14 protein-coding genes are annotated in these 16,770 nt (G+C 69.3%); 12 read left to right on the forward strand and 2 right to left on the reverse strand.

Annotation, left to right across the window (positions count from 1 at the left end; translation table 11 throughout):
- Position 1: 1 nt before the first annotated feature.
- The 7 genes from ACWF99_RS29140 (at position 2) to ACWF99_RS29170 (ending at position 8,049) form a co-directional block, all read left to right on the forward strand.
- The gene (locus tag ACWF99_RS29140; RefSeq protein ID WP_452537944.1) at positions 2–1,051 is read left to right on the forward strand and encodes an ABC transporter permease; all 1,050 of its coding nucleotides are present in this window, start codon (positions 2–4) and stop codon (positions 1,049–1,051) included.
- A gap of 67 nt (positions 1,052–1,118) precedes the next feature.
- Positions 1,119–1,946, forward strand: coding sequence for an ABC transporter permease (locus ACWF99_RS29145; protein ID WP_378660576.1), 828 nt, complete (start codon positions 1,119–1,121; stop codon positions 1,944–1,946).
- Positions 1,943–3,610 (forward strand): dipeptide ABC transporter ATP-binding protein, encoded by a 1,668-nt coding sequence (locus tag ACWF99_RS29150; protein WP_452537945.1) that lies wholly within the window; start codon positions 1,943–1,945, stop codon positions 3,608–3,610. The genes ACWF99_RS29145 and ACWF99_RS29150 overlap by 4 nt, the downstream gene beginning before the upstream one ends.
- Positions 3,607–4,734: an LLM class flavin-dependent oxidoreductase gene (locus ACWF99_RS29155; protein WP_452537946.1), complete on the forward strand. Its 1,128-nt coding sequence runs from the start codon at positions 3,607–3,609 to the stop codon at positions 4,732–4,734. Before ACWF99_RS29150 ends, ACWF99_RS29155 begins: the two co-directional genes overlap by 4 nt.
- Positions 4,731–6,098 carry an NtaA/DmoA family FMN-dependent monooxygenase gene (locus ACWF99_RS29160; protein ID WP_452537947.1) on the forward strand — a complete coding sequence of 456 codons (1,368 nt, stop codon included), beginning with the start codon at positions 4,731–4,733 and terminating at the stop codon, positions 6,096–6,098. Before ACWF99_RS29155 ends, ACWF99_RS29160 begins: the two co-directional genes overlap by 4 nt.
- Entirely contained in the window at positions 6,095–6,904 is an 810-nt protein-coding gene (locus ACWF99_RS29165; protein WP_378636630.1) for a DUF1684 domain-containing protein, read from the forward strand. Before ACWF99_RS29160 ends, ACWF99_RS29165 begins: the two co-directional genes overlap by 4 nt.
- Positions 6,901–8,049: an LLM class flavin-dependent oxidoreductase gene (locus tag ACWF99_RS29170; protein WP_378636628.1), complete on the forward strand. Its 1,149-nt coding sequence runs from the start codon at positions 6,901–6,903 to the stop codon at positions 8,047–8,049. Before ACWF99_RS29165 ends, ACWF99_RS29170 begins: the two co-directional genes overlap by 4 nt.
- A gap of 40 nt (positions 8,050–8,089) precedes the next feature.
- Here the strand turns inward: ACWF99_RS29170 and ACWF99_RS29175 are convergent, their stop codons facing one another.
- On the reverse strand, positions 8,090–8,572 hold the full coding sequence (locus tag ACWF99_RS29175) for a MarR family winged helix-turn-helix transcriptional regulator (RefSeq protein WP_378636625.1): 483 nt from the start codon (positions 8,570–8,572) through the stop codon (positions 8,090–8,092).
- A gap of 84 nt (positions 8,573–8,656) precedes the next feature.
- Here ACWF99_RS29175 and ACWF99_RS29180 point away from each other — a divergent pair, with 84 nt between their 5' ends.
- Positions 8,657–10,234, forward strand: coding sequence for a DHA2 family efflux MFS transporter permease subunit (locus ACWF99_RS29180; protein ID WP_378636622.1), 1,578 nt, complete (start codon positions 8,657–8,659; stop codon positions 10,232–10,234).
- A 146-nt stretch (positions 10,235–10,380) separates the two neighbouring features.
- Positions 10,381–10,959 carry a DUF2867 domain-containing protein gene (locus tag ACWF99_RS29185; protein WP_378660430.1) on the forward strand — a complete coding sequence of 193 codons (579 nt, stop codon included), beginning with the start codon at positions 10,381–10,383 and terminating at the stop codon, positions 10,957–10,959.
- A gap of 9 nt (positions 10,960–10,968) precedes the next feature.
- On the opposite strand, the gene ACWF99_RS29190 is transcribed toward ACWF99_RS29185, so the two are convergent.
- Positions 10,969–11,970, reverse strand: a complete 1,002-nt coding sequence (locus ACWF99_RS29190; RefSeq protein WP_378636616.1) for a methylenetetrahydrofolate reductase — start codon at positions 11,968–11,970, stop codon at positions 10,969–10,971.
- A 250-nt stretch (positions 11,971–12,220) separates the two neighbouring features.
- Between ACWF99_RS29190 and ACWF99_RS29195 the strand changes: the two genes are divergently transcribed.
- The 3 genes from ACWF99_RS29195 (at position 12,221) to ACWF99_RS29205 (ending at position 16,738) form a co-directional block, all read left to right on the forward strand.
- Positions 12,221–13,375, forward strand: a complete 1,155-nt coding sequence (locus ACWF99_RS29195) for a polyprenyl synthetase family protein (RefSeq protein ID WP_452537992.1) — start codon at positions 12,221–12,223, stop codon at positions 13,373–13,375.
- 13 nt (positions 13,376–13,388) lie between these two features.
- On the forward strand, positions 13,389–14,975 hold the full coding sequence (crtI, locus tag ACWF99_RS29200; protein ID WP_378636613.1) for a phytoene desaturase family protein: 1,587 nt from the start codon (positions 13,389–13,391) through the stop codon (positions 14,973–14,975).
- A gap of 101 nt (positions 14,976–15,076) precedes the next feature.
- A complete protein-coding gene (locus tag ACWF99_RS29205) occupies positions 15,077–16,738 on the forward strand; it encodes an alpha-(1->6)-mannopyranosyltransferase A (RefSeq protein ID WP_378660424.1) in 1,662 nt (553 codons plus the stop codon).
- The last annotated feature ends 32 nt before the right edge of the window (positions 16,739–16,770 follow it).

Here is a 16,770-nt window from a genome sequence, read left to right on the forward strand (position 1 = left end):
CATGGGCCGATACGTGGGTTCGCGCGTACTGCAGGCGATCTGGGTGCTGTGGGCGGCGTTCACGATCTCCTTCCTCGTGCTGTACGCGCTGCCCTCGGATCCGGTCTCGATGGCGGCCGACGGCGCCGGGCTCGGCACCCCGGTCGACAAGGCGGCCGTAGCGGAGATGCAAGCCCGGTACGGGTTGGACAAGCCGCTGTGGGAGCAGTACCTGACCGCGCTCGGCAACGCCCTGCGCGGCGATCTGGGCCGCTCCATCAACACCGGCCAGCCGGTCACCGAAGCCATCGGTGACGCGGTCCCGCCCACTCTCGGACTGGCCGCTCTCGCACTGCTCGTGGCGATCATCGGCGGGACGATCCTCGCGTTCGCCGCTACCTACACGCAACGGCCTTGGCTGCGCAACGCCCTGAGTGCGCTACCACCGCTGGGCGTCTCGGTGCCGACATTCTGGACCGGCCTGCTCCTGTTGCAGCTGTTCTCCTTCCGGCTGCACTGGTTCCCCGCCTTCGGTGGGACCGGGCTGCGCGGGACGCTACTGCCCGCGCTGACGCTGGCGCTACCGATCGGGGCGGTGCTCGCCCAGGTTCTCGCCGCCGGGCTGGAACAGACCTGGCGTCAGCCGTTCACCGATGTGGCGCTGGCCAAGGGCGCGTCCCGCTGGTGGGTGCAGCGCCGTCATATCGCCCGGCTGGCCAGCGTGCCCGCGTTCACCATCGCGGGGGTGCTGGTCGGCACGATGCTGGCCGGGTCGGTGGTGGTGGAGTCGGTGTTCGCCCGCGCGGGCGTCGGCCGGCTCACCCAGACCTCCGTGCTCAACCAGGACATCCCCGTGGTCCAGGGCGTGGTGCTGCTCTCGGCGCTGATCTTCGTCGGCGTGAATCTGGCGGTCGACCTGCTCTATCCGCTGCTCGATCCGCGCATCACCGGGACGCGGCGCAGTCGTGCCGTACCCATCGCGGGCACCCCCGCCGAAGCCGTGTCCGTCGCTGGGAAGTCCAGCGAATCGGACGGCTCGAACACCGACACCGAAAGGAGTGAACGTGGTTGACATCCTCGTGCGCCGACCGGCGCCGACCGCACGGCCCGAATCGGTGACCGATCACGGCATCGCGCGCGTGCACCGAGCGGCCCGAACTGCCCGATGGGCCCGCGCGCACCTGGGCCTGGTGGTGTCGGGCGTGGTGCTGGCCGTCGCGGTCGGCTGGGCGGTGGCGCCCTCGGTGTTCGCCTCCGGCGATCCGCTGATCGGAGTGCCCGCGGAGAAGTTCCAGGCCCCCAGCGCGACGCACTGGTTCGGCACCGACAATCTCGGGCGCGACCTGTACACGCGGATGGTGCACGGTGCGGGGCTCTCGCTCACCGCCACGCTCACCGCGGTCGGGATCGCGTTGGTGGTCGGGTCGGTACTCGGGCTGCTGTCGGGCGCCGCGGGCGGCATCGTCGACACCGCGATCATGCGGATCGTCGATGTGCTGCTGTCCATCCCGTCGCTGCTGCTCGCGCTGGCCCTGGTCACCGCGCTCGGCTTCGGCACCCGCAATGTGGCTGTCGCCGTGGGTGTCTCGCTGATCGCGAACTTCGCCAGGGTGATGCGCTCGGAGGTGCTACGGGTGCGGCACGCGCCCTATGTCGAGGCCGCGCACGCGTCCGGCGTGCGCTGGTACGCGGTGCTCGTCCGGCACGTGCTGCCCAATGCGTTCCAGCCGGTCCTGGCCTTGGCCGCGGTCGAATTCGGCATGGCGGTGCTGGCCGTGTCCTCGCTCAGCTTCCTCGGCTACGGCACCAAACCACCCACCCCCGAATGGGGTTCGCTGATCTCGGAGGGCCGCAACTTCCTCGCCTCCGCCTGGTGGCTGACGACGCTGCCCGGCCTGGTCATCATCGCCGTCGTGTTGTCGGCTCAGCGGGTGGGTCGATTCGCTGGAAGGACCGAAACACGATGAGCGACACGACGAACGGAACACGCCCCACGCTGAGCTCGGCCGGAACGGACCAGCCGTTGCTCCGGGTCGAAGATCTGCATATCGAGTATCGGACCAGTGCGGGGCCGGTGTCCGCGCTGCGCGGTGTGTCGATCGAGGTGGCGCGAGGAGAGGTCCTCGCCCTCGTCGGCGAGTCGGGGTCGGGAAAATCGACCTTGGCGCACGCGGTGATCGGACTGCTCGGGGATTCGGCGGGGATCGTGGCGGGCAAGGTCGAGTTCGCCGGTGAGCGGGTCGATCCGGGCGACGAGAAGGCGCTACGGCGGCTGCGCGGGGCGCGGGTGGGATTCGTGCCACAGGATCCGGGCCTGTCGCTCAATCCGGTGCTGCGGGTGGGTGATCAGGTCGCCGAGGCGCTGCTGGTGCATCGGCTGGCCGACGGGCGCGGGGCGGCACTCCAGGCTCTCGACCTGCTGGAAGAGGTCGGGCTGGATCGCCCGGAGGTGCGGGCGCGGCAGTATCCGCACGAGCTGTCCGGCGGGCAGCGTCAGCGCGTGCTGATCGCGATCGCGCTGGCGTGCGGGCCGGAGCTGATCATCGCGGACGAGCCGACGAGCGCACTCGACGCGACGGTGGCGCGGCAGGTGCTCGATCGGCTGGCCGAGCGGATCGCGGCCCGTGGGACGGCTGTCCTGCTGATCACCCACGACCTGGCCGTTGCCGCGGAACGGGCCGATCGACTGGTGGTGCTCGAGCAGGGCAAGGTCGTCGAATCCGGCACTACCGCACAGGTTCTGCACCACCCGGCACAGCCGTACACGCAGCGCCTGCTCGCCGCGTCCCCGGCCCTGTCGCCCACCGAATTCCGGCCCCTGCGACCCCGAGCGGAAAAGCCGTTGCTGTCGGTTCACGCCCTGCACAAGCGCTTCCACGCGGGAGCGGGCTCCATCACCGCCGTCGACGATGTGGAGTTCAGTCTCGATCGTGGGGAAACGCTCGCGCTGGTCGGCGAATCCGGTTCGGGCAAGTCGACGACGGCGCGTATCGCTCTGCGACTCACCGACGCCGACAGCGGGACGGTCACCTTCGACGGCCACGACCTCACCAGCGCCCGCCGAAACCGCCTGCGCACGCTGCGTCGACGGTTCCAGGTGGTGTATCAGAACCCGTACTCCTCGCTGGATCCACGCTGGGAGGTCGCCGACATCATCGCCGAACCCCTGCGCGCCTACGGGATCGGCGACCGGACGAAACGAGTCGCCGAGCTGCTCGAACAGGTCGCGCTACCGGCGGATTTCACGAAACGCAGGCCCGCGGAACTGTCGGGCGGACAACGACAGCGCGTGGCGATCGCCCGCGCGCTGGCCCTGCACCCCGACCTGCTGGTGCTCGACGAACCGGTCTCCGCGCTCGACGCCTCGGTGCAGGCGCAGATCCTCGACCTGCTCGACACCCTCCAGCACGAACTCGCCCTCGGCTACCTGTTCATCTCCCACGACCTGGCCGTGGTGCGCCGGATCAGCGACCGGGTCGCGGTGATGCGCCACGGTCGCGTCGTCGAAACCGGTCCCACCGCAACCCTGTTCACCGATCCGCGGCACCCGTACACGAGGGAGCTGCTCGCGGCGATTCCCGCGCCGGGCGCCCGGATCGATCCCCTCGACGGAAAGGACCTCACCCGATGAGCCAGCCCAGACTGTTCCTCGGCATCGAAACGGTGGGCACCGGAACGCATCCCGCGTCCTGGCGGCGCACCGATTCCGGCGCCGAAGACCTGTTCACCGCCGGCTACTGGACCGCCGTGATCGCCTCGGCCGAGCAGCTCGGGTTCGACGCTGTCTTCCTGCCCGACTCGTTCGGCATCCAGTCCGGGGGCGCGGCCGTGACCCGCGGCAGGCTCGACGCCGTCGCGATCGCCGCCCGCACCGCCCCGCTGACCAGCCGGATCGGCTTGATCCCGCAGGTACCGGTCACCCACACCGAACCGTTCCACGCGTCCAAGGCCGTGACCGCGCTCGACTTCGCGAGCCTGGGCCGCGCCGGGTGGGAGGTAACCGTGTCCACCACCGAGGTCGAGGCGAAGGCCTTCGGGCGCAAAGCGGTACAAGATCCGAAGTCGCTGTGGCACGAGGCCGACGAAGCGATCGAGGTGGTGACCCGGTTGTGGGACAGCTGGGAGGACGGCGCCGAGATCCGCGACGTACCCACCGGCCGGTTCATCGACCGTGACCGCCTGCACTACATCGACTTCGCCGGCGACAACTTCTCGGTCAAGGGCCCGTCGATCACCCCGCGTTCGCCGCAGGGCCAACCCGTCATCACGGTCCGCGCCGACACCCCCGAGTCGACCGAGGTAGCCGTTCGCCGCGCCGACATCATCCGCATCAGCGCCCCCGATCTCGCGGCCGCCGCCGCGCATCGCGTGGCCTTGCGCGCGGCGATCGCCGCCGAGGGCCGCGATCCCGACACGGTGCAGATCCTGCTGGATCTGCCGGCGCACCTGGCAGATTCGGCAGACGCCGCACTCGCCGAGGTGCGAGAGCTCGATCACTGGGCGGCCGACCACCCGCCGCTCGGATTCCACCACGTCGGTACCGCCGCCGCGCTCGACGATCTCCTCGCCGAGATCACGCGCGCCGACGCCGTCGACGGCGTGGTCCTGCGACCGCTGGCCCTGCACGCCTCGCTGGCCGAGCTCACCACCCATCGGTCCGCTGTCGCGCCGAGCACCACCACCGCGACCCTGCGTGAGCGCCTCGGTCTCCCCCGTCCACTCAGCCGATACGCCACGACAGGAGCAGCGCGGTGACCTCGAAACCACGCAAGCAAGTCCACCTCGCCGCGCACTTCCCCGGCGTGAACAACACCACCGTCTGGGCCGATCCCGCCTCGAAATCGCAGGTCGACTTCGAGTCCTTCGAGCATCTGGCGCGCACCGCCGAACGTGGCCTGTTCGACTTCTTCTTCCTGGCCGAGGGGTTGCGGCTGCGCGAACATCGCGGGCAGATCCACGACCTGGATGTGGTCGGCAGGCCGGATACCTTCACCGTGCTCAACGCGGTGGCGGCGGTGACCGAGCGGCTCGGGCTGGCGGGCACCATCAACAGCACCTACAACGAACCCTTCGAGGTCGCCAAGCAGTTCGCCTCGCTCGATCATCTCTCCGGCGGTCGGGCCGCGTGGAATGTGGTCACTTCCTCGGACGCGTTCACCGGCGAGAATTTCCGGCGCGGTGGTTACCTCGAACACGGTGAGCGGTATCGGCGAGCGGAACAGGTGGTCGCCGCGACCAGGGCACTGTGGGACAGCTGGCCCACCGACTCACTGGTGATCGATCGCGAGCGGGGAATCTTCGCCCGCGACATTCCCGGCACCGCCTTCCGCAGTTCACAATTCGACTTCGCGGCGCCGTTCGTCGTGCCGCCGAGTCCGCAGGGGCATCCGGTGCTGTTGCAGGCGGGCGATTCCGACGAGGGCCGCGAGTTCGGTGCGAAGACCGCCGACGCGATCTTCACCGGGCACGGCACCCTGGAGGCGGGCCAGAAGTTCTACGCCGACGTCAAGGGCCGGCTGGCGAAATACGGTCGCGCACACGGTGATCTGCTGGTGCTGCCGGCGGCCACGTTCGTCCTCGGCGACACCACCGACGAGGCGCACGAACGGGCTCGCGACATCCGCTACCAGCAGGTGAGTCCGCAGACCGCGATCGCCTTCCTCGAACAGGTCTGGGGCCGTGACCTTTCCGGTTACGACCCCGACGGCCCGCTGCCCGATGTCGAGCCCGACGCCGCCGCCGAGATCACCCGCGGCCGGGTCCGGCACACGAAAGATCCACTGGCCGTGGCGAAGGCGTGGCGTGAACAGGCCGAGGCGGGCGGCCTCAGCATCCGCGAACTCATCATCGAGGTCACCGCCCGCCAGCAGTTCATCGGCACACCCGCCCAGGTCGGCGAGCAGATCGACCAGTACGTGCAGTCCGACGCGTCCGACGGTTTCATCCTCGTCCCGCACCTGACACCCGGCGGGCTCGACGAATTCGTCGACACCGTGGTCCCCGAACTGCAGGAACGCGGCAGCTTCCGCACTGAATACACCGGCACTACCTTGCGCGACCATCTCGGTCTGCGTCACCCCCACCACCACACCGTCGCCGAAGGAGCACGCGCGTCATGACGATCACCGTCGAGAACCCGACCCCCACCACGACATTCGCCGACGACTGGGCGCGCTGGCATCACGCCCGCGAGGACGGCCTGCGCGATCCTCTCGGCTGGCTCAGCCTGGCGGGGTTGCACTGGCTCACCGACAGCCCGGCGCGCCTGGACGGCGTCCCCGGCACCTGGTGGGTCACCGACGACAAGGTGTTCATCACCGCCCAGCCCGCCGATCGGCTCGATGTGGACGGCGAGCGGATCGGCGGCGTGCAGATCGTGACGCCCGTGGAGGGCGCGCCGGGGGTGAGCGTGCTCAACGAGGAGCGGGTCCTCGAGGTGATCAGGCGCTCCGGTCAGTACGCGGTGCGCGTGCACGATCCGGCCGCGCCGACACTGACCGCGTTCACCGGGGTCGCGGCCTACCCGGCCGACGCCCGCTGGGTGGTGACCGGGCGCTTCACCGCGTTCGGCGAAGCACGCACCGTCACGACCGGCGCCGTGGTCGACGGGCTCGAGCACCACCACAGCGCCGCGGGAATCATCGAATTCCGCATCGGCGACAGCCACGAGGCGCTGCTCGCCTTCGGCACCCCCGACGACCTGAAGGTGCTGTTCACCGACGCCACCAGCGGCGTCACCACCTACCCGGCCGCCCGCTCGCTCGCCGTCGGCGCGGTCGAGGCCGACGGCACCGTCACGCTCGACTTCAACCGGGCGGTGAACCTGCCGTGCGCGTTCACCGACTTCGCCACCTGCCCGGTCGCACCGCGCGAGAACCGGCTGCGCGTGGCGATCGAAGCGGGAGAACAGGATCCGAAGCTATGAGCGTCGCGCTGTCGATTCTCGATCTGTCACCGATCAGCGAAGGCTCCAGTGCCGCACAGGCACTGCGCAATACCGTCGACCTCGCCCGGCAGGCCGAGCAGTGGGGGTATCGCCGATACTGGCTGGCCGAACACCATTTCGTGTCGGTGGCGAGTTCGTCGTCGCTGACGCTGCTCGGGTTGGTCGCCGCGGCGACCTCGCGCATCCGGGTGGGGACCGGCGCGGTACAGGTGGGCCATCACACCTCGGCCTCGATCGTGGAGGCCTTCGGCACCGTCGACGCGCTGTACCCGGGACGACTCGATCTGGGTCTGGGCCGGTCGGGGCATCGGCGCAGCCAGTTCGGCGCCGCGGCCACGACAACCAAGGGCGGGCACCCGATCTTGGACACGGTCACCGGCCGGACCGAGGTGCGTGACGGTGTGGTGGTGCCGCCACCGTTCGATCCACGCCGCGTCACCGACCGCACGAAGTTCCTCGCCTCGGCCGAGGCGCTGCAGCAGCCCGGCGCGGAGTCGTTGGACTTCGCCGACCAGGTGGCCGAGGTGCAAGCGCTCCTCGACGGCCGCTACTTCACCGCAGGCGGTGTCGAGCTGCACGCCGTTCCCGGCGAGGGCATCGACACCGAGCTGTGGCTGTTCGGCAGTTCGGCGGGCGAAAGCGCCGAGCTGGCAGGCAAGTCGGGGTTGCCGTTCGCGGCCGCCTACCACGTCGCGCCGGGGTCCGCACTGGACGCGGTCGAGGCGTACCGGGCGGCGTTCCGACCGTCGGCTCAGCTGGCCGAACCGCACGTGATCGTCTCGGCGGACGTCGTCACCGCGGCCGACGACGACACCGCCCGCCACCTCGCGAGCACGTACGGACATTGGGTTCACAGCATCCGCAGCGGCGGCGCGGCCGAATACCCCGATCCCGCAACAGCGTCCCCGCTCACCCCGGATCAACTCCGCCTCGTCGACGATCGCCTGGCTTCGCAGATCGTCGGCTCGCCCACCACCGTGGTCGAACGGCTCGAGGCCCTCCAAAGGGTTACCGGCGCAGACGAATTGCTGATCACCACCATCACCCACGACCACGCCGACCGGCTCGAATCACACCGCCTGCTGGCCGATGCGTGGGGATTGCGGGCGGCCCGCGCGGCTTGATCGGCCGACCACCCTTGGGCGCCCCGCAACGTCGACTCGACTACGGGGCGCCCTTCGGCTGTCCGGGGTCCATCGCCGTGCGCAACCGCTCGAGCAACCGCTCGAACTGCGCGAGCTGGTCGGGCTCGTATTCGGCGAGGATCGCGTCCTGCTCGGCGTTGATCGGGTGGAAGAACTCGTCGGCCAGCTGTCGAGCGTTCGCGCTGCACCGCAACGTCACGACCCGGCGATCGGCGTGCTCGCGGCTGCGGGTGATATATCCCGCCTGCTCCAGCCGGTTGAGCAGGGTGGTCATCGCCCCCGAGGTCAGGGTGATCCGCTTGCTCAGCAGCGCGGGAGACAGCGGTTCTTCGGCGTGTTCGGCGGCCGCGATCTCCATCAGCGCGAAGGCGTCGGTGGAGTGCACGCCGAGCGTTTCCGCGAATCGGCGGCCCAGTTCGGTGAAGCTCGCGCCGTAGTCGATGAGCCCCGCGGCGAGCCGCTGCCGCCGCATCGCGACATCGCCGGACGTCTGCTCCACCATCTCGTCCTCTCGTCGACCACCGATTGACAACTTACCTGCCCGCCATTTACCTTCATCGTAAAGTAACTTTATGACGGAGGTATAGTGCGGACAGAAACCGAGACTCCACCGCTGCGCTTGTGGCTGGGGCTGATCGCCGTCTCACTCGGCGTCGCGTTGATCGTGGTCGACCTGACGATCGTGAACGTGATCCTCGCGCCGATCGTCGAGGACCTGGCGATCACCTCGATTCAGGCGCAATGGATCCAGGAGTCGTACGCGATCGTTTTCGCCGCGCTCCTCCTGGTCGCCGGCCGACTCAGCGATCTCTACGGCGCACGCAGGCTGTTCCTGATCGGGCTGGTCGTCTTCGGCGCCACCAGCCTGCTCGCCGCGCTCGCGCCCAGTGGCGGCCTGCTCATCGCGGCCCGCTTCCTGCAGGGCGTCGGCGGGGCGATGATCCTGCCGACCTCGCTGGCTCTGGTGAACGCGGCATTCACCGGAAAGGCTCGCGGACAGGCCTTCGCGATCTGGGGATCCACGATCGGCGCGGCCGCGGCGCTCGGCCCGCTGCTCGGCGGCTGGCTTGCCGACTTCTCCTGGCGGTGGGCTTTCGGCATCAACATCCCCGCGGTCGCGCTGATCATGGTGGCCGTGCTGATCCATCTCCCCGCCGCACCGAAGAACGCCGGTCACGTCGATTGGCTCGGAGCGGCCCAGTCCGCACTCGGCCTCGGGCTGCTCGCCTTCGCCATGATCGAGGGCCGGCACTACGGATGGCTGGTCGTCACCGAGCCGCTGAGCATCGGCGGGTTCGCTTGGCGCAGTGGGCTTTCACCAGTTCTCGTCGCGTTCGTCGGCGCCGCCCTCGCCCTCGGGCTCTTCTGGCGCCGACAGGCGCTACTCGGACGTACCGACGGGGAACCGCTGGTCGACGTGCGGCTGTTCTCGATCGATTCGTTCCGCAGGGGCAATGTGGTGACACTGATCGTCGGCGTCGGCGAGTTCGGCATCATCGCGGTCCTGCCGCTGTGGATGCAATTCGCCCTCGACTACACCGCGCTGCAGGCCGGGCTCGCCCTCCTGCCGCTCGCGATCGGCAGTTTCGTCGCCAGCGGCGCGAGTTTCTCACTGACGGCCTCGGTCTCGGCCTTGGGCCAGGTCAGGATCGGTTTGCTGCTGGAAGCGGCCGGACTGGCGCTGCTCGGCTTGTTCGCCGCGGCGGACAGCAGCTGGTGGTCGATCGCGCTCGCGCTGTTCGTCTACGGCATCGGCGTCGGCTTCGCTACCGCCCAGGTCACCAATATCGTGCTCGCCGACGTGCCGGGCGAGAGCGCGGGACAGGGCTCGGGAATTCAAAGCGCGGCACGCGAACTCGGCTCAGCATTGGGCATCGCCGTCCTCACCACCATCTACTTCAGCACCGTCGGCACCGGCCTGCGCGACCGCCTGACCGACGCGGGCCTGCCCGAACCCGAAGTGCGGCAACTGGAGCCGACCGTCACCGACAGCGCCGGTTCGGCGATCGGAGCGTTCGCCGAAAACCCGGACACAGTGCCCATCGCGGAAGCGGCGCGCGCGGCCATGGCCGCGGGCATCGAGGTGGCGAGCTACCTGTGCGCCGGCCTGCTCGTGCTCGCCTTGGCCACTACGGCGTTCGTCAAACCCGAACGACACGAGTAGCACCAGTTCACCCGGGGGCCCGGACTCGTTTCGCGGCCCCCACGCTCTCGTCAAGCCCGCATCAATCACACTCCCCCTTCTATACGTAGGCGTATATCAGCGCTACTCTCGACTTATACGCCGCCGTACACATGGAGGTTCCAGCTATGCGACTACCCGAATCGGCCCACACCGGCCAACCCTGGCGCATCCACGAGATCGCTCCCGACTTCCATGTCGAGGACATCTGGAAATTCCGGACCCCCGGTGGCGGTCCCGACGACTTCCCCGCCCTGCTCGCCGCCCTCCAGGCCGAACGCGCCTCCGAGTCCACCGGCATCAGCGGCCTGCTGTTCAAGATCCGCTGGAAGCTGGGCGAACTGTTCGGCTGGGACCGCGAAGACGCAGGCACCGGCACCCGGGTCGCCTCCCTCCGCGACCGCCTCCCCGCCGACCTGCGCGACACCGACGTCCCCACCGACGACAGCCCCCTCACTGCCCTCTACGTCCTGGACAACGAATACGCCGCCGAAATCGCCAACGGCACGATGCACGGCATCATGCACCTGGGCTGGGTCCCCGACAACACCGGCTACCACCTACAAATGGCCGTCCTGGTGAAGCCCAACGGCTGGTTCGGCCGCTTCTACATGGCCTTGATCAAGCCCTTCCGCTACGGCATCGTCTACCCGGCGATGACCCGCAGCTGGGAACGCACCTGGAACGACCTGGCCGTCACGCGGTAAGCGCTGTTCCTAGGCGCTGAGGGGGGCGGCGGATACGCCGTAGCCGAGGTTGGTGAGGACTTCGCTGGTGGCCTTGGCGAAGTTCAAGGTGATGAAGTGGAGGCAGGGGGCGCCTTCTTCGGTGAGGCGCTGGGCCATTTCGGTGGCGATCTGGATGCCTTCGGCGCGGACGGCGGCACGGTCTTCCTCCGGGCCGGTGCCTGCCGCGCGGGTGAGGCGGGCTACCACGTCGGCGGGGACGGGGCGGCCGCTGAGTTCTTCGGCGCGGGCGACCGTGCGCAGGGAGGTGATGGGCATCAGCTCGGGGATGATCGGCTTGGCGCCCTCGATGGGGTCCATGGCGATCACGCGGTCGCGCAGACGCAGATAGTGCTCGACGTCGAAGAACATCTGGGTGATCGAATACTCCGCTCCCGCACGGAGTTTCGCCGCCAGGTGGTGGGTGTCGTGGTCGAGGTCGGGCGAGCGGTGGTGGCCCTGGGGGAACGAGGCGACGCCGACGTGGAAGTCCCCGAGATCGCGCACGATGCGGACCAGTTCCTCCGCGTATTCGACCCCGCCGGGGTGCTTGGCCCATTCGCCCAGCGGGTCACCGGGCGGGTCACCGCGCAGGACCAGGACATTGCAGATGCCGGAGTCGGCGTACGAGCCGATCAGGGAGCGCAGTTCGGCGATGCTGTGCCCGACCGCGGTGAGGTGGGCGACCGGCAGCAGGGTGGTTTCCTGCGCGAGCGCACCGGTGATACGCACGGTGCGGTCGCGGGTGGACCCGCCCGCGCCGTAGGTCATCGACACGAAGGCGGGATGCATGCGTTCGAACTCGCGAACCGCGCGCCACAGCCGAGCCTCGCCCGCTTCGTCGCGCGGAGGGTTGAACTCCACGGAGAACGGCACGCCGTTGCCCGAATGGGTGCGCAGACTCTGCACCACCGAGGGGGTGTTCGAGACGATCGACGGCCGCTGGGCGGGTCGATCTGGGGTCGAACTTCCCCGTCCATTGTCGAAATCCACCGGCTCAGTCTAGTGGGAGGCGATGACGCCCCGGCACCGACTGGGAAACCGGGCGCCGAACACCGGACAATGCGTCAAGGCCGATGGACGGGCCCGCGGTCGGCAGCACTGCGGAAACCCGGATGTGGGCTGCGTCGCAGCGGCCCTGTGCGCCGCGAGCGCGCCCGGTCGGCCCGCGTATCGTTCGAGACAACGCTGGTGACCGCACCACCGAGTGCCCAACCGGTCCCGCTGTTCGCCCACTTCGCCCCTGGAGGCCGCCCTGTCCGCCGGAATCGGTACCCCGCTATCCCGGTCCGCCGCCGACGCTCTGACCTCGGTCGATCTCGTCGCGCTGACCCCGGGCACACCGGCCTTCGTCGCCGCTGTCGAACAGGTGCTGACCAGTTTCTTCGCCACCCGGCGTGAGATCGTCGAGCCGCTGGGGCCCGTCTTCCTCGACGCCGTCGAAGCGCTCGGACAGTTCGTGGTTCGTGGCGGCAAGCGCACGAGACCGGGATTCGCGTGGACCGGCTGGCTGGGCGCCGGTGGCGATCCCGCCGGGCCGGATGCCGCCGCCGTACTCACCGCCTGTTCGGCCCTGGAATTGGTGCAGGCATGCGCGCTCGTGCACGACGACATCATCGACTCCTCGCGTACTCGGCGCGGGTTCCCGACCGTGCACATCGAGTTCGAGGATCGGCACGCGGCGGCGGGCTGGCCCGGCGACGGCGCCGCCTACGGCTCGGCGGTCGCGATTCTGATCGGCGATCTCGCGCTGGCGTGGGCGGACGATCTGGTGCACGAGGCCGGTTTGAGCCCGCGGGCGCTGACCCGGTTCGCGCCGGTGTGGGCCCGGATGCGGACCGAGGTGCTCGGTGGGCAACTCCTCGACATCAACGGCGAGGCGGGCGGCGACGAGTCGGTCGAGGCCGCGTTGCGGATCAACCGGTACAAAACCGCCGCGTACACGATCGAACGGCCGTTGCATCTGGGCGCGGCGCTGGCGGGTGCCGACGAGGCACTGGTGGACGCGCTGCGGATCTACGGAACCGACGTGGGGATCGCGTTCCAGCTGCGTGACGACCTGCTCGGCGTGTTCGGCGACCCGGCGGTGACCGGGAAGCCGTCGGGCGACGACCTGCGGGAGGGCAAGCGGACCGTGTTGATCGCCGAGGCGCTGCGCCGGGCCGATCCGGCCTCCGCCGCGCTGATCCGGACCGGCCTCGGCACGGACCTCGACGACGACGCCGTCGACCGGCTGCGCGCAGTGCTCACCGACCTGGGCGCGGTCGACGACGTGGAGCGCCGGATCACCGAGCTCACCGACACCGGGCTCGCCGCCATCGCGACCAGTTCCGCGACGCCGGAGGCCAAGCAGTTGCTCCACACCATGGCACTGGCTGCCACTCGCCGCGCAGCCTGATAGGAAAAGTGTTGTGGGACAAGGGAATCACGTCGTCGTAGTCGGAGCCGGGCTGGCAGGTCTGGCGGCCGCGCTGCACCTGCGGGGCGCGGGTCGCGAGGTGACGGTGCTGGAACGGGCCGATCATCCGGGCGGCCGGGTGGGTCGATACCGGTTCGACGACTACGAGATCGACAGCGGCGCAACGGTACTCACCTTGCCGGAGGTGATCGACGACGCGCTGGCCGCCGTCGGGCACACCAGGCAGAGCGTGGGCCTGCGCATCCACCGCCTCGCGCCCGCCTATCACGCACGCTTCGCCGACGGCAGCGACATCCGCGTCTTCGACGACGCCGATCTGATGGCCGCCGAGGTCGAAAGTGCTTGTGGGCCTACCGAAGCGCGCAACTACCGCCGACTGCGCGACTGGCTCGGCCGCGTCTACGACGCCGAGTTCGACGAGTTCATGAACGCCGATTTCGATTCGCCGCTCGACATGGTGCGCACACCGCGCTCCAGGGCCGCGCTCACCGCGCTCGCCAAGCTCGGCGGCTTCGGCAAACTCGGGCCACGCGTACGGTCCTTTCTGGGCGACGAACGACTGACCAGGCTGTTCACCTTCCAGGCGCTGTACGCGGGCATGTCGCCGGACGACGCGCTCGCCGTCTACGGCGCGATCCCGAACATGGACACCTGCCTGGGTGTCTACTTCCCCGAAGGCGGAATGCGCGCGATCACGGCGGCGCTCGCCGAGGCGTTCACGGCCGCGGGTGGTCAGCTCGTACTGAATGCCGACGTCGACGGCATAGACTATCGCCCCGCACGGACACCGAACGGACAGGGGCAGAAGGGCCGTGGCCGACGCGCCGAAGCGGTGCGCACCGCCGACGGGCGCACCTACCCCTGCGACGCGGTGGTCCTCACCGCCGATATCGGCTCACTGCCGACATTCGGCCTGCGCCACCGTCGCGGCCTGCGCGCCTCTCCCTCGGCCGTCGTCGCCCACGGCACCATCCCGGCCGAAGTCGCCGCACGCTGGCCCGTACAGGCCCATCACACCATCGAGTTCGGCGCCGCCTGGGCACAGACCTTCGCCGAGATCGCCGCGCGCAAGGGCCGCGGCCGGCTCATGAGCGATCCGTCGCTGCTGCTCACCCGGCCCGCGCTCACCGACGCCGACCAGTTCGTCGACCGGGCCACCGGGCGCTTCGAACCACTGTCGGTGCTCGCGCCGTGCCCCAACCTGACCGCCGCCCCGCTCGACTGGGACCGGCTCGCCCCCGCCTACCTGCGCGAGCTGCTCGGGGTACTGGAGCAGCGCGGCTACACCGGCATCGCCGAACATTTCCGCGTCGACCACCTCGACACACCCGCCACGTGGGCCGCCCAGGGCATGATCGCGGGCACTCCGTTCTCCCTCGCCCATGTATTCCGGCAAACCGGGCCATTCCGGCCACGCAATCTGCCAAGGGGTGTGGACAACGTCGTTCTCGCAGGTTGCGGCACCACTCCGGGGGTGGGTGTGCCCACCACACTGCTGTCCGGCAAGCTGGCGGCGGCACGAATCACCGGCAGCCGGGCACACGCCGGTACCGACCACCGGGTTAGTGTTCCAACTTGAAGCCGTAAACTGACGGCCGACTTATCAGCTCGCGGTTGCGACCGCCGACCATCCGGGGGGACCGACCGAACATGCCGCCCTCCGAGACGACCGTAGGCACCATGGACAACACGCGCACCCTCGAGCGCCAGCGTCACCTACCCGCCGGGAGCGACCCGGGCGTCCGGACCTGGCTGCGCACCGCAGGCGAGTTCGCCAGGAGCCCCGAGGGCCACGCCGCTCTGATGGGTTTCTTCGGCGCCATGATGATCACCTTCGGTGGCTTCGGTGCGGGGGCTGTTCGCAAACGCGATCCGCTGCTCGAAGCGCTGCACCTGTCGTGGCTGCGATTCGGCCACGGATACGTGCTGTCGACGATCGTGATCTGGATCGGCGTGCTGCTGATGATCACGGCGTGGGTCCGGCTGGGTCGCACCACCATCGGCAAGGGCGAATCGACGGTCACGCTCAACGAGTTGCGGGCGATCGTCGGAATCTGGATCACGCCCCTGCTGTTCGCGGCGCCGATGTTCAGCCGTGACTCCTACTCCTACCTCGCCCAGGGTGCCCTGTTGCGTGACGGTTTCGACCCCTATCAGGTGGGTCCCGTCGCCAATCCCGGCGTGCTGCTGGACAACGTGAGCCCGGTCTGGACCACCACCACCGCCCCGTACGGCCCCGTCTTCTTGTTGATGGGCCGTGCGATCACCTCGCTCACCGGCGAGAACGTCATCGCCGGGACCATCGCGCTGCGCGTCGTCATGCTGCCCGGACTGGCGCTGATGATGTGGGCGGTGCCGTATCTGACCAAGCATCTGGGCGGAAAGCCGACGGTCGCGCTGTGGCTGGCCGTGCTCAACCCGCTGGTGCTGGTGCATCTGATCGGTGGCGTGCACAACGAGATGCTGATGGTCGGGCTGATGTGCGCGGGCGTCGCGCTCGTGCTCGAACGCCATCATGTGGCCGGCATCGTGGTGGTCGCCATCGGCGTGGCGATCAAGGCGACGGCAGGCGTGGCACTGCCGTTCCTGGTGTGGATCTGGATTCTGCACGAGAAGGAACGGCGAGCCGCCGAGCGGCGAGCCGCGGTGGATTCCGACGCCGCACTCGCCGAAGAACAGAAACACCCCGACGCTGCCAGACCGTCCGCGGATATGCCGCACCCGCTGTTCGTCTTCGCCAAGATCGCCGGTATCGGCGTGGGCGTGTTCGCGCTGGTGTTCGGCGCGGCGTCGGTGATCGCGGGAGTCGGTTTCGGCTGGGTCACCGCGTTGCAGGGCTCGAACAAGATCATCAACTGGCTGTCGCTGCCGACGATTCTCGCGCACATGGTCACCTGGGTGACCCCGCTCGATTTCAACTCCGTGCTGGACGTGACCCGCCTGCTGTGCCAGATCGCCATGGTCGCGCTGCTCGTCGCGACCTGGTGGCGGTTCCGGCACAGTGAGCGTGAGGCCGTGATGGGCATCATCATCGCCTTCGTCGCGATCGTGCTGCTCTCCCCCGCCGCGCTGCCCTGGTACTACTCGTGGCCGCTCGCGCTGGCCGCCGGGTTCGCGATGTCGACCCGCACGTTGATGTGGCTGGTCGGGATCTGCACATGGCTGATGCTGGTGTTCCAGCCCGACGGGTCGATCGGCCTCTACAACTTCTGGCATGTCGCGCTCGCGACCTTCGCCGCCGTGGTCGCGGCGGTGTCGCTGCGCACCGTCGATCCGCTGCATCTGCGTTCGGCCGGTTCGAAGGCCGTTGCCACGGAATCGGCGCCGCCAGTTCGAGCATGAGCCCTCGCGCGCAGAGGCTTCGACACGACACC

It is taken from the genome of Nocardia sp. NPDC055002, from assembly GCF_053608825.1.

Coding starts and splice junctions, on each gene's coding strand:
- ACWF99_RS29150 (WP_452537945.1), top strand. CDS start 1,943: ATGAGCGACACGACGAACGGAACACGCCCCACGCTGAGCTCGGCCGGA.
- ACWF99_RS29170 (WP_378636628.1), top strand. CDS start 6,901: ATGAGCGTCGCGCTGTCGATTCTCGATCTGTCACCGATCAGCGAAGGC.
- ACWF99_RS29205 (WP_378660424.1), top strand. CDS start 15,077: ATGGACAACACGCGCACCCTCGAGCGCCAGCGTCACCTACCCGCCGGG.
- ACWF99_RS29185 (WP_378660430.1), top strand. CDS start 10,381: ATGCGACTACCCGAATCGGCCCACACCGGCCAACCCTGGCGCATCCAC.
- ACWF99_RS29140 (WP_452537944.1), top strand. CDS start 2: ATGGGCCGATACGTGGGTTCGCGCGTACTGCAGGCGATCTGGGTGCTG.
- ACWF99_RS29155 (WP_452537946.1), top strand. CDS start 3,607: ATGAGCCAGCCCAGACTGTTCCTCGGCATCGAAACGGTGGGCACCGGA.
- ACWF99_RS29175 (WP_378636625.1), bottom strand. CDS start 8,572: ATGGTGGAGCAGACGTCCGGCGATGTCGCGATGCGGCGGCAGCGGCTC.
- ACWF99_RS29165 (WP_378636630.1), top strand. CDS start 6,095: ATGACGATCACCGTCGAGAACCCGACCCCCACCACGACATTCGCCGAC.